At 63.8% G+C, this 21,089-nt stretch carries 19 protein-coding genes; 13 read left to right on the top strand and 6 right to left on the bottom strand.

All coding sequences use genetic code 11. From position 1 onward, the window contains the following. Nucleotides 1-121: 121 nt before the first annotated feature. Complete coding sequence (locus ACTS1Z_RS03915; protein ID WP_442623128.1) at nt 122-2,230, top strand: malate synthase G; 2,109 nt, start codon at nt 122-124, stop codon at nt 2,228-2,230. Nucleotides 2,231-2,269: 39 nt separating this feature from the next. Here ACTS1Z_RS03915 and ACTS1Z_RS03910 read toward each other — a convergent pair whose 3' ends face one another. From ACTS1Z_RS03910 to ACTS1Z_RS03900, 3 genes are read right to left on the bottom strand one after another with little or no spacing between them, the layout of a single operon-like run. Beyond that, nucleotides 2,270-2,758: an RNA pyrophosphohydrolase gene (locus ACTS1Z_RS03910; RefSeq protein ID WP_442623127.1), complete on the bottom strand. Its 489-nt coding sequence runs from the start codon at nt 2,756-2,758 to the stop codon at nt 2,270-2,272. Then, a complete protein-coding gene (locus ACTS1Z_RS03905; RefSeq protein WP_442623126.1) occupies nt 2,755-3,729 on the bottom strand; it encodes an alpha/beta hydrolase in 975 nt (324 codons plus the stop codon). Before ACTS1Z_RS03905 ends, ACTS1Z_RS03910 begins: the two co-directional genes overlap by 4 nt. Before the next feature lie 2 nt (nt 3,730-3,731). Then, on the bottom strand, nt 3,732-5,153 hold the full coding sequence (locus tag ACTS1Z_RS03900) for an MATE family efflux transporter (RefSeq protein ID WP_442623125.1): 1,422 nt from the start codon (nt 5,151-5,153) through the stop codon (nt 3,732-3,734). On the opposite strand from ACTS1Z_RS03900, the gene ACTS1Z_RS03895 reads away from it, so the two are divergent. The 8 genes from ACTS1Z_RS03895 (at nt 5,145) to ACTS1Z_RS03860 (ending at nt 14,714) form a co-directional block, all read left to right on the top strand. After that, the gene (locus tag ACTS1Z_RS03895) at nt 5,145-6,050 is read left to right on the top strand and encodes a histone deacetylase family protein (RefSeq protein WP_442623161.1); all 906 of its coding nucleotides are present in this window, start codon (nt 5,145-5,147) and stop codon (nt 6,048-6,050) included. The genes ACTS1Z_RS03900 and ACTS1Z_RS03895 overlap by 9 nt on opposite strands. Nucleotides 6,051-6,129: 79 nt before the next feature. Continuing rightward, entirely contained in the window at nt 6,130-8,004 is a 1,875-nt protein-coding gene (locus ACTS1Z_RS03890) for a 2-oxoacid:acceptor oxidoreductase subunit alpha (protein WP_442623124.1), read from the top strand. 86 nt (nt 8,005-8,090) lie between these two features. Continuing rightward, nucleotides 8,091-9,131 carry a 2-oxoacid:ferredoxin oxidoreductase subunit beta gene (locus tag ACTS1Z_RS03885; protein ID WP_442623123.1) on the top strand — a complete coding sequence of 347 codons (1,041 nt, stop codon included), beginning with the start codon at nt 8,091-8,093 and terminating at the stop codon, nt 9,129-9,131. A gap of 32 nt (nt 9,132-9,163) precedes the next feature. Continuing rightward, nucleotides 9,164-10,114, top strand: coding sequence for a metal-dependent hydrolase (locus tag ACTS1Z_RS03880; protein ID WP_442623122.1), 951 nt, complete (start codon nt 9,164-9,166; stop codon nt 10,112-10,114). Continuing rightward, a complete protein-coding gene (locus ACTS1Z_RS03875; protein WP_442623121.1) occupies nt 10,111-11,502 on the top strand; it encodes a cryptochrome/photolyase family protein in 1,392 nt (463 codons plus the stop codon). Before ACTS1Z_RS03880 ends, ACTS1Z_RS03875 begins: the two co-directional genes overlap by 4 nt. Before the next feature lie 71 nt (nt 11,503-11,573). Beyond that, a complete protein-coding gene (locus ACTS1Z_RS03870; protein ID WP_442623120.1) occupies nt 11,574-12,851 on the top strand; it encodes a class I SAM-dependent methyltransferase in 1,278 nt (425 codons plus the stop codon). A 150-nt stretch (nt 12,852-13,001) separates the two neighbouring features. Beyond that, nucleotides 13,002-14,156 carry a serine hydrolase domain-containing protein gene (locus ACTS1Z_RS03865; RefSeq protein WP_442623119.1) on the top strand — a complete coding sequence of 385 codons (1,155 nt, stop codon included), beginning with the start codon at nt 13,002-13,004 and terminating at the stop codon, nt 14,154-14,156. A gap of 138 nt (nt 14,157-14,294) precedes the next feature. Further along, nucleotides 14,295-14,714: a hypothetical protein gene (locus ACTS1Z_RS03860; protein ID WP_442623118.1), complete on the top strand. Its 420-nt coding sequence runs from the start codon at nt 14,295-14,297 to the stop codon at nt 14,712-14,714. 40 nt (nt 14,715-14,754) lie between these two features. Here ACTS1Z_RS03860 and ACTS1Z_RS03855 read toward each other — a convergent pair whose 3' ends face one another. From ACTS1Z_RS03855 to purF, 3 genes are all read right to left on the bottom strand, one after another. Continuing rightward, entirely contained in the window at nt 14,755-16,344 is a 1,590-nt protein-coding gene (locus tag ACTS1Z_RS03855; protein ID WP_442623117.1) for an AbgT family transporter, read from the bottom strand. Between the two features lie 130 nt (nt 16,345-16,474). Further along, nucleotides 16,475-17,188 (bottom strand): SDR family NAD(P)-dependent oxidoreductase, encoded by a 714-nt coding sequence (locus tag ACTS1Z_RS03850; RefSeq protein ID WP_442623116.1) that lies wholly within the window; start codon nt 17,186-17,188, stop codon nt 16,475-16,477. 31 nt (nt 17,189-17,219) lie between these two features. Continuing rightward, nucleotides 17,220-18,677 (bottom strand): amidophosphoribosyltransferase, encoded by a 1,458-nt coding sequence (gene purF, locus ACTS1Z_RS03845; protein WP_442623160.1) that lies wholly within the window; start codon nt 18,675-18,677, stop codon nt 17,220-17,222. 153 nt (nt 18,678-18,830) lie between these two features. On the opposite strand from purF, the gene ACTS1Z_RS03840 reads away from it, so the two are divergent. From ACTS1Z_RS03840 to ACTS1Z_RS03825, 4 genes are all read left to right on the top strand, one after another. Then, nucleotides 18,831-19,079 (top strand): Rho termination factor N-terminal domain-containing protein, encoded by a 249-nt coding sequence (locus ACTS1Z_RS03840; protein WP_442623115.1) that lies wholly within the window; start codon nt 18,831-18,833, stop codon nt 19,077-19,079. 8 nt (nt 19,080-19,087) lie between these two features. Next, nucleotides 19,088-19,444 (top strand): phosphoribosyl-AMP cyclohydrolase, encoded by a 357-nt coding sequence (hisI, locus tag ACTS1Z_RS03835; RefSeq protein WP_442623114.1) that lies wholly within the window; start codon nt 19,088-19,090, stop codon nt 19,442-19,444. 84 nt (nt 19,445-19,528) lie between these two features. Then, nucleotides 19,529-19,945: a MerR family transcriptional regulator gene (locus tag ACTS1Z_RS03830; protein WP_442623113.1), complete on the top strand. Its 417-nt coding sequence runs from the start codon at nt 19,529-19,531 to the stop codon at nt 19,943-19,945. 32 nt (nt 19,946-19,977) lie between these two features. After that, the coding region (locus ACTS1Z_RS03825) for an acyl-CoA dehydrogenase family protein (protein WP_442623112.1) at nt 19,978-21,089 on the top strand (1,112 nt) is incomplete at its 3' end.

Here is a 21,089-nt window from a genome sequence, read left to right as displayed (position 1 = left end):
GCTGCCATGCGCCGCGTCACCGCCTTGCATCCCCAATTCGCGCACGGCATAGCGTGTCCGTCTCCTCCCTCTATAGTGTCGATCGAAACCCGCGGACGACGTCCGCAAGCCGGGAGTACCCATGTCTGATTATGTCGATCGCGCAGGGCTGCGCGTTGCTGCAAATCTTGCCGAACTCGTCGAAACCGAGGCGCTGGACGGCCTCGATATCGCGCCGGACGCGTTCTGGCAGGGCATGGCGGACATCTATCGCGATTTCGCGCCCGAGAATCGCGCGCTGCTGGAGAAGCGCGAGGAATTGCAGTCGCAGATCGACGCATGGCATGATGCGCGCAAGGGCCAGCCCATCGACCAAGCCGAATATCAGGCGTTCCTCACAGAGATCGGTTATCTGGTGCCGGAGCCCGAGCCATTCACGATTGGCACCGAGAATGTCGACGATGAAGTTGCGCGGATCGCAGGACCGCAACTCGTCGTGCCGGTCCTCAACGACCGGTTTCTGCTCAACGCCGCCAATGCGCGTTGGGGCAGCCTGTACGACGCGCTCTATGGCACCGACGCCCTCGACGCGCCGCCCGCCAAGCCCGGCGGTTACGATCCAGAGCGCGGCGCGCATGTCATCCGCCGCGCCAAGCAAATCCTCGACGAAATCCTGCCGCTCGACGGCACAAGCTGGGCCGAGCTCAGGGACGTCAAAGAGAAGGGCATCCCGCTGGCCGATCCCGAGCAATGTCTAGGCTGGAACGACACGGCATGTCTGTTCCGCCACAATGGCCTGCATATCGAAGTCGTGTTCGATGCCGACCATCCGATCGGGCGGCACGATCCGGCCAATATCGCCGATGTGATCGTCGAGGCCGCGCTGACCACGATCGTCGATCTCGAAGATTCGGTCGCGGCTGTCGATGCCGAGGACAAGGTGCTCGCCTATCGCCACTGGCTGGGGCTGATGCGCGGCGATCTGGTGGCGGAGTTTGAAAAAGGCGGCAAGACGATGTCGCGCGCGCTCAGTGCCGATCGCGACTATACCGGCATGGGCGGCGAGGCGTTTTCGCTGCCCGGCCGGAGCCTGCTGTTCGTCCGCAATGTCGGGCATCTGATGACCAATCCGGCGGTGCTGTTGCCTGATGGCGAAGAAGCGCCCGAGGGTATTCTGGACGGCATCATGACGAGCCTGATCGCGATGCACGACCTCAAAGGGCTCGGCAAATATCGCAACAGCCGTGCGGGTTCCGTCTATATCGTGAAGCCGAAGATGCACGGGCCGGAGGAATGCGCGTTTACCAACCGGCTTTTCGACGCTGTCGAGGACATGCTCGGGCTCGACCGGCACACGCTGAAGGTCGGCGTGATGGACGAGGAGCGGCGGACATCGGCCAATCTCGCGGCCTGCATCCATGCCGTGAAAGACCGGATCGTCTTCATCAACACCGGTTTTCTCGATCGCACGGGCGACGAGATCCACACCTCGATGCGTGCCGGCGCCATGATGCGCAAGGCGGCGATCAAAGAAGCCGATTGGCTGCAGGCCTATGAGGATCGCAATGTCCGGATCGGGCTCGCCGCAGGGTTCTCCGGCAGGGCGCAGATCGGCAAGGGGATGTGGCCCGCGCCGGACCTGATGGCTGACATGATGGAGGCCAAGATCGGCCATCCTGAGAGCGGCGCCAATTGCGCCTGGGTGCCCAGCCCGACCGGGGCCACGCTGCACGCTCTGCACTATCATCGCGTCGATGTGTTCAAGCGGCAGAAGGAACTAGCCGACGAACCGATCCCGGCGCTGGAAAAGCTGCTGACCATTCCGCTGGCCGACGGCACCAACTGGTCGCCGGACGAAATTCGAGAAGAACTCGACAATAATGCGCAGGGCATTCTCGGTTATGTCGTGCGCTGGATCGACCAAGGTGTCGGTTGTTCGAAGGTGCCGGACATTCACGATGTCGGCCTGATGGAGGACCGCGCGACGCTCCGTATCAGCTCGCAACATATGGCGAACTGGCTCCATCACGGCGTGTGCAGCGCCGAGGAAGTTGATGCGGCGCTCGAACGCATGGCAGCAAAGGTCGATGCGCAGAATGCGGGCGATCCGTCCTATGTGCCGTTGGCCGGCAACACGGACGGGGCAGCCTATCAGGCGACGCGCGATCTCGTCTTCAAGGGCGCTGAACAGCCGAGCGGCTATACCGAGCCGCTGCTCCACGCCTATCGGCGGAAAGTGAAGGACGACTGATTCGCTGCTGGTCTCAGTGGAAGCGACGCAGAAGCGATCTTACAGATAGTCTGAGAATTCGGACAGAAGCTCTTGGTAAAGCTGCCTTTTGAAGGGCACGATCATCCGGGGCAACTCCATCGGATCGGCCCATTTCCAGGCCCGGAACTCCTGATGGTCGGTCTCGATATTGACGTCGGAGTCATCCCCCTCGAAACGCGCTAGGAACCAGCTCTGCCGCTGGCCGCGATATTTGCCTTTCCAGATCTTGCCGATCAGCTCGTCGGGCAGGTCATATTGCAGCTCGCGCGCGGCGCGGGCGATCAGCGAGGTCTTGGCCGGCGCGATACCGGTCTCCTCTTCCAGCTCCCGGAATGCCGCGGTTTCGGCATCCTCACCCTTGTCGATACCGCCCTGCGGCATCTGCCAGGCATCACTCCATTCATGCTCACGTTGATCGGTCCGCTGGCCGACGAACACACGGCGTTCGGCGTTCAACAGCATCACCCCGGCGCAGGGCCGGTAGGGCAAGTCCGCGCCTTTGGTCATTCGGCGGCGGCGGCTTGTTCCGGTGCGGATTCTTCGGCGACTTCGGCGAGAATGAGCTTCAGCGCCTCGAGGCAGGCGACGACATCGTCATGCGCCGAGGGGATGATCTTCCGCAGGTTTGCGAAGCCGTGAATATTGCCGCTGGCTTCGCGATAGACGGTGTGGACCCCGCCCGCGATCAGCTTGCCCGCATATTCGCGGCCCTGATCGCGCAGCGGATCGAGACCGGCGGTGACGAGGACGGTCGGGGGCAGGCCCGCCGTGTCCTTGAGCACGGGGTTGAGCCGCCAGTCGGTCTCGTCGCCCGCATAATGATTGCCGAACCAGGCCATGGTTTCCGCTTCGAGCAGGAAGCCCTGCGCGAACTCCTGCATCGAGCCGCCATCGGCGCGCATATCGGTCGCCGGATAGATCAGCCATTGCGCGATCACCGGCACGTCCGCCGGTTCGTCGCGCAGGGCGAGCGAGGTGACCGCGGCGAGGTTGCCGCCCGCGCTGTCGCCGGCCGGGATCAGTCCGGTCACCTGCAGGCCGAGTTCTTCGGGGCTCGTCGCGATCCAGCGCGCCGCCGCGATACAATCGTCGGGCGCGGCGGGGAAGGGCGCTTCGGGCGCGAGCCGATAGTCGACCGAAATTACCGGCAGGTCGAGCGTCTGCGCGGTTTCGCCGCACAGCCCGTCATGCGTCTCGATATTGCCGATTACGAAACCGCCGCCGTGGAAGAAAACGACCACGGGCCCGGGTTCGCGGCTCTCGCGGGCGTCGTAGAGCCGCGCCGGAATGTCGCCGGCCGGGCCGGGCAGGGTGAAGTCGCGTTTGACCGCGAGATCGGCGCACGGCCGCTCGGCCATCGTGAATACCATGTCCATCACCGCCCGGGCGGTTGCGGGGTCGGTTTCGTGCGTCTTCGGGCCTTCCTGGGCGGCCAGAAGATCGAGCATCATCTGAACATCGGGGCGGACATACGGCATCGTCATTCTCCGGATTTCGGTTCTGTTTTGGCGGCCGTTATAGGCGCAAACGTCCGGGCGGCAAGTCGCGGGGTCAGCGCGAATTGGCCTGCCGCGCGGATGATTAGGAAGACCGTGAAGCTCAGCCACAGCCCGTGATTGCCGAGCGGGGCGGTGAGCCAGAGCATCGCGCCATAGGCGAGGAAGGCGACCGCCATCGTCGCCAGCATTGCCCGCGTCCATGTCGCGCCGACGAATACGCCGTCCATCACGAAAGAGGCGACGCCGGCGAGCGGCAGGGCGAGCAGCCAGATATCGTAGCGCAACACGGTTTCGACGACATCCGGATCCGTCGAAAAGCTGGCGACGATCGGGCCGGACGCGATGGCGAAAACGCCAGTCAGGATCAGCGCCGTTCCGATCCCGCGCAGCATGATACGGCGAACCGTCAGGTCGAATCCCTCCCGGTCCTTCGCGCCGATGGTCTCGCCGCACAGCACCTGGGCGGCATTCTCGAAACCGTCGAGCAGCAGGGCCGTCAGCATGAACATCTGGAAGAGGATCGCATTGGCCGCGAGGATATCGGTGCCCTGCAGCGCGCCTTGCCGCGTCACCAGCATGATCGCGATGGTCAGCAGCAGCGTGCGCAGGAAAAGGTCGCGATTCACCCGGAATAGCGAACTCATCCGGCTCGTATCCCACAGGTCGGCACGGCCCGCCGCCGCCTTCAGCTCGGCCAGTTTCGCGCTCGGCAGAATGGCTAGCGCGAGCAGCGCCGACTTTCCGGCTTCGACAATCAGGCTGGCATAGGCGATTCCCGCAACGCCCATATCCCAGACGAGCACGAAGAGCACGCCGAGCCCCACATTGACGACATTCGCCGCGACCTCGACCGCGAGCACGGTGCGCATGCGGCGCAGGCCGATCAGCCAGCCGATGAGCGCCGCGTTCAGCAGCCAGGCCGGCGCGGCCCAGAAGCGGATGTCGATGTAGAGCCGGGCGTCTGCGCGCACGTCCGGCCCTGCCTCGAGAAAATCGAGGCCCAGCGGTACGATCAGCGGTTTGGCGAGGAGCAGCAACACCCCGATCGCCAGCGCGATAACGCCAGCGCGCAACAGGGCGGCCATCTTCTCCGTTTCGTTCTGCTGGCCGACGGCCTGGGCGGTCAGCCCGGTAGTCGCCGTTTTCAGGAAATTGAAGATGACGAGCAGGCTGATGACGAGGCGCGCGCCCAGCTCCACCGCGCCCTGCGCCGTCGCCTGACCGAGCTGGCCGATGATCCAGATATCGGCGATCCCGATCAGCGCGGTCGCGACATTGGTCGCCATGGCGGGGAGGGCGATCGACCAGATCGCGCGCGGATCGTGCGAGGCGAGGCGCTGCGGCATGGCCGGGTCATAGTCTCCCGCACCCCAAGCGCCTATATGCTTTGCACGATGCTGCATTTCGTCCATCATCCCGGCTATGTCGCGCCCGCGCCGGCCGGCAGTGCGTTCCGCTTCAACAAATATGGCCTTGTCCGTGAGGCGCTGCGCGAGAGCGGGCAGGCGATGACGGTCCATGCGCCCGATCCCATGCCGCGCGACTGGATTGAGGCGGTGCATGATGCGGACTATGTCGAGCAAGTGATGACGGCGTCGGTGCCGCGCGAAAAGGAACGCCGGATCGGGTTCGCGGTGACGCGCGAGATTCGTGAGCGGTCGCTACTGGCGCAGGGCGGTACGTGGCAGGCGGCGCTGCTGGCGCTCGATCACGGGTTCGCGGCCAACGGGGCAGGCGGCAGCCATCATGCGCTCCCCGACACCGGCGCCGGTTACTGCGTGCTCAACGATCTTGCCATCGCGGCGAACCGCTTGGTGGCCGAAGGGCGGGCGAGCCGCGTGCTCGTGCTCGATTGCGACGTGCATCAGGGCGACGGAACCGCGGTCCTGTTGGCCGGGCGCCCCGACATCTTCACGCTGTCGGTCCATGCGGAGAAGAATTTCCCGGCCCGCAAGGCGCGCTCGTCGCTCGACATCGCCCTGCCGGACGGCATCGAAGACAAGAGCTATCTGGCGGCGCTCGCCGATGCGCTCGATGCGGTGCTGGACGGCTTCCGACCCGATATCATTCTCTACCAGGCCGGCGTCGATCCGCATCGCGAGGATCGGCTCGGCAGGCTCGCGCTCAGCGATGCGGGGCTGATGGCGCGCGAGCGGCTCGTGATGCGCGCAGCGCGGCGGCGGGGTATCCCGCTCGCAAGCGCGCTGGGCGGCGGCTATGGTGACGATCACGGCGTCGTCGCGGCCCGGCATGTCCGGACAATTATCGCGCTCGCCGAGGAAGCGGCCAAGCATGGCTGAACGGCTTGTGAGTTTTTCTATTTTGTTCCGCCGCGCAGCTGTGCATAGAGCAAAATGACAGTTTTTCATGGGTGATTAGATGGCCAGCGCGGCACACACGATCAAAGACAATTCTCCGGAAGACGCAGCGTCCGTCGTCGTCCGCTTTGCCGGCGACAGCGGCGACGGGATGCAGCTTACAGGCGGACAATTTACGCTTTCCACGGCACTTGCGGGCAACGATCTCGCGACATTCCCGGATTTTCCGGCGGAAATCAGGGCACCGCAAGGCACGCTGTTCGGCGTGTCGGCGTTCCAGATCCATTTCGGCAGCCGCGCGATCCGCACCGCTGGTGACGAACCGGACGTGCTCGTCGCGATGAACCCGGCGGCGCTGAAAACCAATGTTGACGATCTGCGCAAGGGCGGGCTGATCATCGCGGACAGCGGCGCGTTCGGCGATCGCAATCTCTCCAAGGCCGGCTACACCGAAAATCCGCTCGAGGACGGGTCGCTCGCCAAATGGCAATTGCTCTCGCTCGACATGACCGAGATGACTCTGGAAGCGGTGAAGCCCTTCGGCCTCGGCAACAAGGAAGCGCTGCGCTGCAAGAATATGTGGACGCTGGGGCTGACGCTCTGGATGTTCGATCGCAAGCGCAAGCCGATCATCGACTGGCTCAATGCCAAATTCGCCAAGAAGCCGGAGATCGCCGAGGCGAATATCGCCGCGCTCAATGCCGGCCATGCCTATGGCGAAACGGCCGAGCTCGGTTACGCGTTCCAGCCGCGTCATGTCGACGCAGCGCCCGCCGAACCGGGCCTGTATCGCACCGTCACGGGCGCCGAAGCCATTTCGCTGGGCCTGCTCGCGGGTGCCAAGCTCGCCGGGCTGCCGATGTTTTTCGGCGGCTATCCGATCACGCCGGCCTCGGCGATCCTCCACCATCTTTCGCGGCTCAAGCAGTTCGGCGTCACGACCTTCCAGGCCGAGGACGAGATCGCAGCCATCGGCGCCGCGATTGGCGCGTCTTATGCCGGCTCGCTCGGCGTGACCTCGTCTTCGGGGCCGGGCATTGCGCTCAAGGGCGAGGCGATGGGCCTCGCGATCATGACCGAGCTGCCGCTTGTCATCGTCAACTCGCAGCGCGGCGGCCCGTCCACGGGCCTCCCGACCAAGACCGAACAGTCGGACCTCTATCAGGCGATCTACGGCCGCAACGGGGACGCGCCGATGCCGGTGCTCGCCGTCCGTTCGCCGTCCGACGCGTTCGAATGCGCGATCGAGGCCTGCCGTATCGCGACGCGGTTCATGACGCCGGTGATGCTGCTGACCGACGGCTATATCGCCAACGCCGCGGAGCCGTGGAAGATGCCGGACGTCGACGCGTTCGAACCGTTCCCGGTCGCTTTCCACGACGAAGCGCCGGCCGAGGGCGAGCATTTCAATCCGTACAGCCGAGACGAGAAGCTGGCGCGGCCCTGGGTGAAGCCCGGCACGCCGGGCCTCATGCACCGGATCGGCGGGATCGAGAAGGCTTCGGGCAGCGGTAATATCGATTACTCGCCTGAAAACCATCAGGAAATGACGGATATCCGCGCGCAGAAGATCCAGAATGTCGCCGACGATGTGCCCGAGCAGGAAATCGATCTCGGCGATGGCAGCGAAACGCTGGCCGTGGTCGGTTGGGGCTCGACTTATGGGCCGATCTATCAGGCGGTCATGCGCGCGCGCAACAATGGGCAGAGCGTCGCCCAGATCCATCTGCGCCATGTCTGGCCGCTGCCGCGCAATCTCGGCGATCTGCTGCGCGGGTTCGACAAGATACTCGTGCCGGAAATGAACAAGGGTCAGCTCAAGACCGTCCTGCGCGATCAGTATCTGGTCGACGCGAAACCGCTGAACAAGGTTTCGGGCCAGCCCTTCCGGATTTCCGAAATCGAAGCGGCCATCACAGAGCATCTCGATGGATGAAAAGCCCAAAAGCGTCATGCCGCTCGTCGGCATGCTCATCGTGATCGTCGCGATCATCTATTTCCTGTGGAGCTGAGGAGGCTGCCATGAACGATATGACCCCCGTCAAGACGACGCTGAAGGATTGGGAAACCGATCAGGAAGTGCGCTGGTGCCCGGGTTGCGGCGACTATGCGATCCTCAAGGCAGTGCAACGGACGATGCCGGAGCTCGGCGCCGACCCGGCTAATACGGTGTTCGTGTCCGGCATCGGCTGCTCATCGCGCTTCCCCTATTATATGGAAACCTACGGCTTCCACACGATCCACGGCCGCGCGCCGACCATCGCGACCGGCGTGAAGCTGGCCAATCCCGAGCTCGACGTCTGGCTGGTGACCGGCGATGGCGACGGGCTGTCGATCGGCGGCAACCATATGCTCCACCTGCTGCGCCGCAACGTCGATTGCCAGGTGCTGCTGTTCAACAACGAGATTTACGGCCTGACCAAAGGCCAATACTCGCCGACCTCGCGCACCGGCACGACCAGCCCCTCGACGCCGTTCGGATCGGTCGACCGGCCGGTCAATCCATGCGCCTTTGCGCTGGGTTCGGGCGCCCGCTTCGTCGCGCGCGGCATCGACGTAAACAAGAATCTGACGGATACGTTCAAGGCGGCCTACAAGCACAAGGGCACGGCGTTCATCGAGATTTTCCAGAACTGCATCGTCTATAACGAAGACGTGTTCCAGGGTTTCACGAACAAGAAGACGGCTGCCGAAACGCAGATCTGGCTCGAACATGGCGAGCCGCTGCTCTTCGCCAACGGCACCAAGGGCCTGGCGCTCGATCGCGAGCATCCCGAGCACCTGAAGCCCATCGTCGTCGATGTCGTCGATGGCGACTGGCAGGCGGCCGGTGTGCTGCGGCACGATCAGACCAACCATGCGCTCGCCTATATGCTCGTCGAAATGCCGTTCGGGGAATATCCGATGGCGCTGGGCACCGTCTACGACGACCCGCGGCCGACCTTCAACCAGGTACTGACCAAGCAGCGCGAGGAAGTATCGGCCGGCAAGCCCGCCGATCTGCAGGCGCTGATCGAACATGGCCAGACCTGGACCGTCGAAGAGGACGGGCCGGAACTGTAAGCCGGGTAACCGGACCGGAACGCTAAGCGCGCATGGACAATCTGACGCACAGTCTGGCCGGTGCCGTGCTCGGCCAGATCGGGCTCAAGAAGAAAACCGGCCTCGGCATGGCGACGCTCATCATCGCCGCCAATATTCCGGACATCGATGCTCTTGCGGCGGTGCTGGGCGGGCATCAGCATCTGGCGATCCGGCGCGGCATCACGCACGGGCCGCTCGCCATGCTGATCCTGCCGGTGTTGCTGACCGGCATCATGATCGCGTTCGATCGATGGCAGGAACGGCGCGAGAAGCGGCCGGAACAACGGCTGCCGATCCACAAGGGCTGGCTGCTGGCGCTCGCCTATATCGGCACGCTGAGCCATCCGGCGCTCGACTATCTCAACAATTACGGAATCCGCCTGCTCGAACCCTTTTCCAGCAACTGGGTGTATGGCGATACGCTGTTCATCATCGATGTCTGGGTCTGGGCGGCGCTTGGGATCGCGCTCTGGCTGTCGCTGCGGCGAGAGCGGCAGGGGCGTGAGGATTGGCGGCGGCCGGCGGTGGCGGCCGTCGCGATCGTGATCGCCTATATCGGCGCCAACGGGCTGATCTCCAGTCGCGCCGAGCATCTGACGGCGGAGCAGGTCGCGGCTGTGCGCGACGAACCGGCCGAACTGGTCGTCGCCAACAATCTGCCGCTGACATTCTGGGCGCGCGACATGCATTGGCGCGGGCAGGGCGAGATCGGCAGCGGACATTTCACACTGTTCGGCGGCGAAGACATGGTGACGCTGAACGACGATGCGCGCCCCGACGGCATGGACACGGTCGACTGGGATGCGGTCACGGCGAGCAATCCGGATGCGCGCGCCTATCTGTTCTGGGCGCGCATGCCGTTCGTCGAGCGGCGCGACGGGCGGGTTTTGCTGCGCGACCAGAGGTTCACTTTCGACGGTATTGGCGACCGGTTTATCGTTGATGTAACGCCTTCTGAATGAGCGATATTTCGATAGTCTGGTTCCGCCGCGATCTGCGTCTTTCCGATCAAGCGGCGCTGGCAGCGGCCGCATCGGGCGGGCCGGTGATCCCGGTCTACATTATGGACGACGAGACGCCGAAGCATCGCAAGATGGGCGCGGCCTCGCGCTGGTGGCTCCATCATTCGCTCGAAAGCCTCGACAAGAGCCTGCGCGACAAGGGTTCGCGGCTGATCCTGCGGCGCGGGACGAGCGCCACGATCCTCGCCGATATCGCCGCCAAGGCCGGGGCCAGCCAAATCCATGCGCTGCGCCATTACGAGCCCTGGTGGCGCAACGCGGAACGCGATCTGAAAGAGGCGCTCCCCGAGAGTGTCAAGCTCTGCCTGCATGATGGCAATTATCTGATGCGGCCCGGCTCGGTGACGACGGGCTCCGGCGATCCCTACAAGATCTATACGCCCTTCTGGAAAGCGCTGCGCGAGCATATGCCGCCCGCCGAGCCGCCCCGCACGCCGCAGAAGATCGATGCGCCCGGGGAATGGCCGGCCAGCGACGAGTTGGGTGATTGGGACCTGCTGCCGACCAATCCCAACTGGGCGACGGGTTTCGATGTCTGGACGCCGGGCGAGGAGGGGGCGCGGACCAATGTCGATGCGTTCATCGACAAGGCGACACGTTACGATGATCGCCGCAACCTGCCGAGCATCGAAGGCACGGCGCGCCTGTCGCCGCATCTCCATTTCGGCGAGGTCTCGCCGGCCTATGTCTGGCATCGCGTGTCCGGTCCGGGGCGGGACGTCACGACCTTCCAGAAAGAGCTTGTCTGGCGCGATTACGCGCAGAACGTGATCCTGCAATTCCCGAAATATGGCGGCGAGGGCTATCGCGATCAGTTCGACGATTTTCCCTGGCGCGATTTCCGCTCGTCGGCCGTGCGCGAGGAGTTCGATCGCTGGTGCAAGGGCGAAACCGGCTATCCGATCGTCGATGCCGGGATGCGTGAGCTCTGGGAAACGGGCTGGATGCACAACCGGGTCCGGATGATCGCGGCGAGCTTCCTGATCAAACACCTGCTGATCGACTGGCGCGAGGGCGAGCAATGGTTCTGGGATACGCTCGTCGATGCCGATTACGGATCGAACAGCACCAACTGGCAATGGGTCGCGGGCACGGGCGTCGATTCCAACATGTTCGTGCGGATCATGGCACCGCTCAGCCAGTCTGAGAAATTCGATGCCGGGGACTATATCCGCCGCTGGGTGCCCGAGCTTGCCGATCTCGACGATCCCTATGTTCACGACCCCGAAGAGCATGGCTGCAAGCCCGAAGACTATCCCTCGAAGATTATCGGTCACAAAGAGGCTCGCCAGCGCGCGCTGGATGCGTACGAAAAGGTGAAATCCTGATTGCCGAAATGGCACGCGAAACCGTTGCTCTTCGCTACGCTTTTCGGCAATAAACGCGCGCAGGAGGGGATATGGCGAGCAGTCCGTCACCACGGGGCGAGCATTTGCTGCGCGCGGATCGCGGTTTTTCGACCGGTCCGTCCTGGTTTATGCGGCTGTTCGCGCCCGGCTTTCACAAGATACTCGACCGGATCGATCGCGGCCTCGCGACGGGCAAGCTTTCGGCGAAGCTGCCCGACGGGAAAAGCCGCGTTCTGGGCGATCATGCGCCGGGGCCGGCCGCCGAGATCGAGCTCAAAAGCTGGCGCCCGCTGATCCGGCTGATGACGTCGGGTTCGGTGGGCTGGTATCGCGGATGGGCGGAGGGTGAATGGGTCAGCCCCGCGCCCGAAACGCTGTTCGAACTGTTCGTCGCTAACCGCAAGACACTCGGCAACGTCGCGCGCGCGAAGGGCAGGGCGCGGCTGCGCAACTTCCTCGCCCATGCACAGCGGCGCAACAACCGCGCCAATGCGCGCAGGAATATTCAAGCGCATTACGATCTCGGCAACGATTTCTACGCCGCCTGGCTCGACGAGACGATGAGCTATTCGAGCGCGGTGTTCGAGGACCCGCTCTCGCGCGACGAACCGCTGGCCGAAGCGCAGCGCCGCAAGGTCCGCATGCTGCTCGACCGGCTCGACCTGAAACCCGGCGACCGTTTGCTCGAAATCGGCTGCGGATGGGGCGGGCTGATGGAGATCGCGGCCAGCGAATATGGCGCGGATGTCACCGGAATCACGCTCTCGACCGAGCAGAAGGCCTTTGCCGAGGACCGGATGCGCAAGGCGGGGCTCGAAGGTCGCACGCGAGTCGAGCTTGTCGATTATCGCGATGTCGAGGGGACGTTCGACGCGGTCGCCAGCGTGGAGATGGTAGAAGCCGTCGGGCAGGAATATTGGGACGTCTATCTGCAAGCCATTGCCGACCGGTTGAAACCCGGCGGCAAGGCGGCGATCCAGCTGATCTCGATCGAGGAGGAAGGGTTCGAAGCCTATGCCGCGAGCGCCGACTTCATCCAGACCTACATCTTCCCGGGCGGCATGCTGATCGAGGAAACGCGCTTTGCAGGTATCGCGGAAGAGGCGGGCCTCGCATGGGCGGACCGGGAGGGGTACAACCTGCACTACGCCGAAACCCTGCGCCGCTGGCGCGACCGCTACGACCGGGCCGTCACCGAAAAGCGCCTGCCGGACGGGTTCGACGAACGCTTTCACGGGCTGTGGCGCTATTATCTGATGTATTGCGAAGGCGGCTTCCGCGCCGGCGGTATCGATGTCGCCCAGGTGACGCTGATCAAAGGGGATTAGTGGCCTGAGCGTCATCCCAGCGAAAGCTGGGATCTCAGGCGGATGGGCAGAGCGCTTGCGGCCGGAGATTCCAGCCTGCGCTGGAATGACGAAATAAGAATGGGGGGAACGATGAAGACTTTGGTTTTTGGAAGCATGGCACTTTTAGGCTTGGCGCTCACTGCGCCGGCTGCCGCACAAGAGGCGGCCGAAGCCGAAAGCCACATCCCGACCGACACCAATGTCCTCATGTGGACGCAGCCGCAGCGCGATTTCGGCTTTCCGCGTATGGAGGAACTCGCGCCGGTCCGCACGATCCCCAATGGCGATACCTTCCGCGAAATCCCGCGCGGACCCGATCTCGATATCGCCTTCGAGATGGAGGGCGAACCCTGGACGGTCGAGCAGTATCTCGACGACCAGCGCGCGGCCGGGATCGTTATCGTCCATAACGGCCAGGTCCGCTTCGAACGCTATCGCATGGGCGCGGACGTCGATACGCGCTGGACGAGCTTCTCGGTCGCCAAGTCGCTGACCTCTACGTTGGTCGGCGCGGCGATCGTCGACGGGCATATCGAATCGCTCGACGCGCCCGTCACCGACTACATTCCGGAGCTGGCGGGCAGCGGCTATGACGGCGTGAGCGTCCGCCAGCTGCTCACCATGACCTCCGGCGTCCGCTGGAACGAGAGCTATACCGATCCGAATTCGGACGTCTCGCTGTTCAACCAGGTCACGCCCGAACCCGGCATCGACCCGGTCGTTACCTATATGCGCAACCTGCCGAGTGAGGCCGAGCCGGGCACGCGCTGGCAGTATAATACCGGCGAGACGAACCTGATCGGCGTGCTCGTCGCCAACGCCACCGGCATGCCGCTCGCCGACTATCTGTCGCAGCAGGTCTGGGCGCCGTTCGGCATGGCGCAGGACGGCGAGTGGATCGTCAATGCGGGCGGCAACGAGATCGCCGGCTGCTGCATCTCGGCGACGGTGCGCGATTATGCGCGCTTCGGCCTGTTCGTGCTGGCGGACGGGATGATCGGCGAAGAGCGCGTCGTCCCCGAAGGCTGGTTCGCCGATGCGACGACCCGCCAGGCCGATATCGGCACGCCGGGCCGCGGATACGGCTATCAATGGTGGACCTTCGACGACGGCAGCTTCGCCGCCCAGGGCATTTTCGGCCAGGGCATCTTCATCGATCCCGCACGCAATCTGGTGATCGCGAGCAACGGCAACTGGCCGGTGGCGAGCAACGCGCTGTACCGCGAGCGGCGGAACGCGTTCTACCGGGCCGTGCAGGCGGCCGTTGACAGTGATGCTGAGTGATCTCGCCGCAACACGCCGTTCAGACCCTCTTCATGGCGTTTCTTTAGGCTAATTATTTGAAAACCGGACGGGCTTTCGGCATGCTACCGGCGCGCCAGTCGCAATGAGAGATATGCGTTTGTCATGAAGATCGTTGTCATGAAGATCGCGGCACTTCACGCGTTAATCGCCCTTTTGCCAGCCTTGTTGGGCGCCGCGCCTGTGGCCGCCCAGAATCGGGCCGAAGTGCAAATGTTCAGAGGCCAGTGTGAATATTCCGACCGGTTCGCGCCTTTGCTTGAGCGCGGCGACCATTCCTTTGCGCTCTGCGATTCGGCGACGGTCGCGGGCGGTGTATTCGACTTCCGGCGCGACAGCTGGGGTTCGATGATGCGTTTTGAGGGCACTCGATCGGGCGATCGTATGGCCATCGGCCATGTGCAGCTCCGATCCGGCAGTCGACGCGCGGCGACCGGAGCATGCGAGATATTCTACCGGGACGGCGCAGTATCCACGATTGCCTGCACGGCCGTAGCGGGAGGGCGGACCTACGCCGCCAATTTCGTGCCGCGCCGGTAGCTGTGATAAGCCGGTGTCAGCGAGTGGCCCTGCTCACCGCCTAAGGCGTATAATAAGTCGGCGAACCCGGCCCGACCGGCAGACCGAGCACGAAGGTCCAGACGAAGAAGAAGGTCGACCAGGCGATGATGAAGAAGATCGTGTAGGGGAGCATCATTGCGATCAGCGTACCGACGCCGAGATTGCGTTCGTAACGCGTCGCCCAGGCGAGGATCAGGCCGAAATAGCTCATCATCGGGGTGATAATGTTTGTCGTGGAATCGCCGATCCGATAGGCCGCCTGGATCGCTTCGGGCGAGTAGCCGATCAGCATCAGCATGGGCACGAAGATCGGTGCGGTGACCGCCCATTGCGCCGAGGCCGAGCCCAGCGACAGGTTGATCACCGCGCAGATCAGGATGAAGAAAAAGAACAGCGCCGGGCCCGTCAGCCCGCTCTCCTGCAGGAACTGCGCGCCCGTCACCGCCGTGATCGCGCCGAGATTGGTCCAGCCGAAAAAGGCGACGAACTGGGCGGCGAAAAACACGAGCACGATATAGAGGCCGAGTGAGGAGAGGGCGGCGGCCATCGCGTCGATGATATCGCGATCCGTCTTCATGGTGCCAGCGGCGCGGCCATAGGCATAGCCGATGGCGATGAAGAAGATGAGGATCCAGACGACGAAGCCCTGGAAGAAGGGCGAGTTGATCCGGTCCCCGGTTTCCGGATTGCGCAGCACGCCCCAGTCCGGAACGAGCGTGAGCGCCATCAGGCCGAGCACGCCGAGCAGTGCGATGCCCGCCCAGCGCAGGCCCTTCTTTTCGACCGGCTCGAGCGGCTCCATCATGTGATCGTCGAGGATCGTCTTGTCCGCATGGGTGGGGTCATACTTGCCGAGCTTGGGCTCGACGATGGCGATAGACACCCAGGAGCCGATGGCGGTGATGAGGAAGGTCGAGGCGACCATGAAGTACCAGTTGGCCGTCGCCAGCACGATATAATCGGGATCGATCAGCCGTGCGGCCTCCTGCGTGATGCCGGCGAGCAGCGGGTCGATCGTGCCGATCAGCAGGTTCGCGCTATAGCCGCCGGAGACACCGGCAAAGGCGGCGGCCATGCCCGCCAGCGGGTGCCGGCCGAGCGCGTAATAGATCGCGGCGGCCAGCGGGATCAGCACGACATAGCCGACTTCGGACGCGGTGTTGGAAACGATACCGGCGAAGACGATCGCGATCGTTACGAGCTTGGGCGGGGCGGAGAGCACCATGCCGCGCACGGCCGCCGAGAGCAGCCCGGATTTCTCCGCGACCCCGACGCCGATCATCGCGACGAGCACCACGCCGAGCGGTGCGAAGCTGGTGAAATTGCCGACGAGATTGGTGAAGATGCGCCGGACGCCGTCGCCGTCGAGGAGGCTAACCGCGCGGATCATGCCGTCTTCCGCAACGCCGGGCGCGTCCGCGGGCCGGGGATCGACGACCGCGACGCCCATCCAGCCGAACAGGCCCGACAGCAGGACGATGCCGACCGCGAGCAGCGCGAAGAGCGTGACCGGATGCGGGAGCAGGTTACCGAGCCATTCGACGCCGTCGAGAAAGCGCGTAAAGGCGTTGCGTCGCGGTTCTACTGCCTGCTGCGGCGCGTCGGCCATGGCGGTCTCCAATGGGTTGCAAAGCGTTACCGCGACGACAGGAGCCGATGCAGCGTGAACAGAAGCTTATGATTGCGGGGGTTGCGCCTGTCCATAGCGCCCCGCGGCCGGGCTGCCGGCGGAGCGCGAGCTACGGCTTTTCGACGACGTGCCGGTGTCCGGTTTCGAAATCGCCCGAGATCAGCTCGATGATATCGGCGGCCACGACATCCGGCGATTTGAGCGTCGCCGGATCCTCGCCCGGAAAGGCCTGGGCGCGCATATCGGTGGCCGTGCCGCCCGGATCGACGATCGCGACCTTGATGGGCGCGAGATTCTTCACCTCTTCGCCATAGGCCGTGACCAGCGTATCGAGCGCCGCTTTCGACGCGCCGTAATTGCCCCAATAGGCGCGCGGCTTCGCGCCGACGCTCGAGGTGATGGCGATCAGCCGCCCGGCCTCGCTCTTCTTCAACATCGGGTCGAAGGCCGCGATCAGCGCCTGTTGCGCGATGAAATTGAGCGTCATCACGTCGCGCAGTTCCTTCGGCTCGATCTGTGCGACCGGCGTCAGCGAGCCGAGGATCGCAGCGTTGAGTACGAGAATGTCGAGCGTGCCCCAGCGTTCTTCCACCGCCGCGGCGAGCCGCTGGATGCTGTCGCCGTCGACAAGGTCGAGCGGTGCGATCGTCGCGCTGCCGCCCGCCTCGTGGATCGCCTCCTCGACTTCCTCGAGGCCGCCGGGCGTGCGCGCGACGAGGATGACGTGCGCGCCCTCGGCGGCCAGCGCCTTGGCGGTCGCGGCGCCGATCCCGCGGCTTGCACCCGTGACGAGGGCGAGCTTGCCGGTCAGCGATTGGGTCATCTGCTTGAAATTGTCCTGCTGGAGAGAGGTATCAGGTCACGCGCTCGGCAAGGAGCGGGAGCTGCGTAACGTTTTCGATGCCGTCCTTGTCGGTCAGCGTTGTCGGATAGTCGCCGGTGAAACAGGCGTCGCAGCGCTGCGGATGCGCATCGTTGCGGCCCTCTTCGCCGACCGCGCGGTAGAGCCCGTCGATCGAGATGAAGGCGAGGCTGTCGGCGCGGATATAGTCCCGCATGCCCGCCACATCGTGCTGCGCGGCCAACAGCTTCTCGCGCTCGGGCGTGTCGACGCCGTAGAAGCAGCTGTTGGTCGTCGGCGGGCTGGCGATTCGCATATGCACTTCGGACGCTCCGGCTTCGCGCATCATGTCGACGATCTTCGTGCTTGTGGTTCCGCGAACGATGGAATCGTCGATCAGCACGACGCGCCGGCCTTCGATCAGCGCGCGGTTGGCATTATGCTTCAACTTCACGCCGAGGTGGCGGACCTTGTCGCCGGGCTGGATGAAGGTGCGCCCGACATAGTGGGAGCGGATGATCCCGAGCTCGAAGGGGATCTCCGCCTGCTGGGCATATCCGATTGCCGCCGGCGTACCGGAATCGGGCACGGGGATCACGAGATCGGCGTCGACCGGGCTTTCGATGGCGAGTTCCGCCCCGATCCGCTTGCGGACCGAATAGACGGACTGCCCGTCGACGATCGAATCGGGCCGCGAAAAATAGACATGCTCGAAAATACAGGGCCGCGAGGCGACGGGCGGGAAGGGGCGATGCGTCTTGATGCCGCTATCGTTCACGACGATCAGCTCGCCCGGCTCCACTTCGCGGATGAACTCGGCGCCCACGACATCGAACGCCACGCTTTCCGAGGCAAAGATGATCGCATCGCCCAATTTGCCCATCACCAGCGGACGAATGCCGAGCGGATCGCGACAACCGATCATGCCCTCGGGCGTCATACAGACGAGCGAATAGGCGCCTTCGAGCTGCTTGAGCGCGTCGATGAAACAGTCGAGCAACGTCTTGAAGCCCGATGTCGCGACAAGATGGATGATCGTTTCGGTGTCCGACGTCGACTGGAAGATCGAGCCGTGCTTCACCAGATCCTGGCGCAGCGTCCAGGCGTTGGAGATATTGCCGTTATGCGCGACCGCGAAGCCGCCGGAGGAAAGCTCGGCATAGAGCGGCTGCACGTTGCGCAGTCCGCTTTCGCCGGTCGTCGAATAGCGGACATGGCCGCAGGCTGCATCGCCGGGAAGCTGGCGGATGATATGGTCTTCGTCGAAATTGCCGGCGACATGGCCTATCGCGCGGTGGCTGTGGAACCATTTGCCGTCATAGCTGGTGATGCCCGCGGCTTCCTGCCCGCGATGCTGGAGCGCGTGCAGGCCGAGCGCGACGACGGCCGCCGCGGTATCGGCACCCCAGATGCCGAACACGCCGCACTCCTCGCGCAGCTTGTCGTCATTGAACGGATCGGTGGTCAGCATGGCGACTCCGGCGCAATGGTCGTCACTCGCGAGCATATAGGGCGCGCAATCCGCTTTGTCTCGCATTTGTCACAAAATTTGCCTTGCCGCGCTCGAAGCATCTCTTGGGAGCCTTTGCCCGCCGACTGCGTTGAAGGAGAAAGGAGCAGATACATGGCCAAAGACCACGGACCCTCGATCAAGGACGACGAAACCTATCAGGCGCTGCGCGAGGATGGCGCATCGAAAGAGACGGCGGCGCGGATCGCCAATGCGCAGGCCGATGACGATGTCGATCATGACGGACGCAGGCTGGAGGACCGGACGAAGGACGAATTGTACGAGCAGGCACAGGAGATCGGCATCGATGGGCGCTCGGACATGTCGAAAGAAGAGTTGATCGAAGCCATCCGCTCGCACTAGCAGGAAGCATGGATCGTGAGACGACAACCGAGCTGACGCCGAAATTCGACGCCAACGGCCTCGTGACGGCGGTCGTTACCGACAGGCGCAGCGGTGACTTGCTGATGCTCGCGCATATGAACCGCGACGCGCTAGATCGAACCATCGAAACCAAGGTCGCGCATTTCTGGTCGCGCAGCCGGCGATCACTGTGGAAGAAGGGCGAGACTTCGGGCAATGTCATGCATGTCGTCGAGATGCGGATCGATTGCGACCAGGACGCGGTCTGGCTGATCGCCGATCCCGCAGGCCCGGCCTGCCACACCGGCGAGACCAGTTGCTTCTATCGCCGCATCGACGGCGAGCGGCTGTTGAAGATCGACTAGCAAAGCGTCCAATTCCGAAATAGCATGCGCGCTTGACGTAGCGTCACAGCTTGACGTTAACGTGAACGTTAGCTAAGGGGACTTATGGCAAAGGCACTTCCGCAGGCAGGCATCGATACGCCTGACGAAAAAAACCGCGAAACCTACTCGATCTCGGATCTGTCCGAAGAATTCGGCGTAACGCCGCGCGCGTTACGCTTCTACGAGGATGAAGGGCTGATCTCGCCGGAGCGGCACGGGCTGACCCGCGTCTATGCGAAGCGGGACAGGGCGCGGCTCGCCTGGATACTGCGCGCCAAGCGCGTCGGTTTCAGCCTCGCGGACGTCCGCGAGATGATCGATCTCTACGATCTCGGCGACGGTCGCACGAAGCAACGCGCGGTGACCCGGGAAAAATGCCTGGAACGCATCGAGGCGCTGAAAGGCCAGCGCCAGGATATCGATTCGTCGATCGCCGAACTCGAAGGCTTTCTCGAACTGCTCGACGAAGTCGAAAGCTAGACACTCACTCTTACTCAGTATTGGAATTCGCAATGCCGACTTACACCGCGCCCGTTCGTGACAGCCAGTATGTGCTGAATCACATCGCCTCGCTCGATCGCTATTCGAACCTGCCGGGCTTCGAAAATGCGACGATGGAAATGGCGGAAGCCATCCTTACCGAAGGCGGCAAATTCTGCAGCGAAGTGCTTTTCCCGCTCAACCAGGTCGGCGATGAGCAGGGCTGCACGCGGCACGATGACGGCTCGGTAACGACGCCCGAGGGCTTCAAGGAGGCCTATCGCCAGCTCGTCGAGGGCGGGTGGACGACGCTGACCGGGCCCGAGGAATTCGGCGGTCAGGGTCTGCCGCACGTAATCGGCCAGGCGATCGAGGAATATATGATCAGCGCCAACATGGCCTTCGCCATGTACAATGGCCTGACCATGGGCGCGACCGCGGCGATCATGGCCAAGGGCTCGCAGGAGCAGAAGGAAAAATACGTACCGAAAATGGTGTCCGGCGAATGGGGCGGCACCATGAACCTCACCGAGCCGCATTGCGGCACGGATCTTGGCCTGATTCGCACCAAGGCGGAGCCACAAGCCGATGGCAGCTACAAGGTTTCGGGCACGAAGATCTTCATCTCCTCCGGCGAACACGACCTGACGGAAAATATCATCCATCTCGTCCTCGCGAAGACGCCGGATGCGCCGGACAGCGTGAAGGGCATTTCGCTCTTCATCGTGCCGAAATTCCTCGTCAATGACGATGGCTCGCTTGGCGAGCGCAACGCGGTCACCTGCGGTTCGATCGAAGAGAAGATGGGCATCCACGGCAATTCGACCTGCGTCATGAATTATGACGGCGCGACGGGCTGGATGGTCGGCGAGGAGAATAAGGGCCTCGCCGCCATGTTCATCATGATGAACGCCGCGCGCCTCGGCGTCGGCACGCAGGGTCTCGCCGTCGGCGAAGTCGCCTTCCAGAACGCCGTCGCTTACGCGCAGGACCGGCGTCAGGGCCGGGCGCTGACCGGTCCGGCCGAGCCGGAAGAAAAGGCGGATACGCTGTTCGTCCACCCGGACGTGCGCCGGATGCTGATGGAATCCAAGGCCTATCTCGAAGCGAGCCGCGCGCTGTGCATCTGGGGCGGCCTCCAGGT

Source organism: Parasphingopyxis sp., from assembly GCF_052168295.1.
Taxonomy (GTDB): Bacteria; Pseudomonadota; Alphaproteobacteria; order Sphingomonadales; family Sphingomonadaceae; genus Parasphingopyxis.
This window is presented reverse-complemented; position numbering and strand designations above follow the sequence as displayed.

What these genes read in the sequence shown, in the direction of transcription:
- ACTS1Z_RS03915 (WP_442623128.1), top strand. Translation starts at nt 122, where the DNA reads ATGTCTGATTATGTCGATCGCGCAGGGCTGCGCGTTGCTGCAAATCTT.
- ACTS1Z_RS03910 (WP_442623127.1), bottom strand. Translation starts at nt 2,758, where the DNA reads ATGACCAAAGGCGCGGACTTGCCCTACCGGCCCTGCGCCGGGGTGATG.
- ACTS1Z_RS03905 (WP_442623126.1), bottom strand. Translation starts at nt 3,729, where the DNA reads ATGCCGTATGTCCGCCCCGATGTTCAGATGATGCTCGATCTTCTGGCC.
- ACTS1Z_RS03895 (WP_442623161.1), top strand. Translation starts at nt 5,145, where the DNA reads ATGCTGCATTTCGTCCATCATCCCGGCTATGTCGCGCCCGCGCCGGCC.
- ACTS1Z_RS03900 (WP_442623125.1), bottom strand. Translation starts at nt 5,153, where the DNA reads ATGCAGCATCGTGCAAAGCATATAGGCGCTTGGGGTGCGGGAGACTAT.
- ACTS1Z_RS03890 (WP_442623124.1), top strand. Translation starts at nt 6,130, where the DNA reads ATGGCCAGCGCGGCACACACGATCAAAGACAATTCTCCGGAAGACGCA.
- ACTS1Z_RS03885 (WP_442623123.1), top strand. Translation starts at nt 8,091, where the DNA reads ATGAACGATATGACCCCCGTCAAGACGACGCTGAAGGATTGGGAAACC.
- ACTS1Z_RS03880 (WP_442623122.1), top strand. Translation starts at nt 9,164, where the DNA reads ATGGACAATCTGACGCACAGTCTGGCCGGTGCCGTGCTCGGCCAGATC.
- ACTS1Z_RS03875 (WP_442623121.1), top strand. Translation starts at nt 10,111, where the DNA reads ATGAGCGATATTTCGATAGTCTGGTTCCGCCGCGATCTGCGTCTTTCC.
- ACTS1Z_RS03870 (WP_442623120.1), top strand. Translation starts at nt 11,574, where the DNA reads ATGGCGAGCAGTCCGTCACCACGGGGCGAGCATTTGCTGCGCGCGGAT.
- ACTS1Z_RS03860 (WP_442623118.1), top strand. Translation starts at nt 14,295, where the DNA reads ATGAAGATCGCGGCACTTCACGCGTTAATCGCCCTTTTGCCAGCCTTG.
- ACTS1Z_RS03855 (WP_442623117.1), bottom strand. Translation starts at nt 16,344, where the DNA reads ATGGCCGACGCGCCGCAGCAGGCAGTAGAACCGCGACGCAACGCCTTT.
- ACTS1Z_RS03850 (WP_442623116.1), bottom strand. Translation starts at nt 17,188, where the DNA reads ATGACCCAATCGCTGACCGGCAAGCTCGCCCTCGTCACGGGTGCAAGC.
- purF (WP_442623160.1), bottom strand. Translation starts at nt 18,677, where the DNA reads ATGCTGACCACCGATCCGTTCAATGACGACAAGCTGCGCGAGGAGTGC.
- ACTS1Z_RS03840 (WP_442623115.1), top strand. Translation starts at nt 18,831, where the DNA reads ATGGCCAAAGACCACGGACCCTCGATCAAGGACGACGAAACCTATCAG.
- hisI (WP_442623114.1), top strand. Translation starts at nt 19,088, where the DNA reads ATGGATCGTGAGACGACAACCGAGCTGACGCCGAAATTCGACGCCAAC.
- ACTS1Z_RS03830 (WP_442623113.1), top strand. Translation starts at nt 19,529, where the DNA reads ATGGCAAAGGCACTTCCGCAGGCAGGCATCGATACGCCTGACGAAAAA.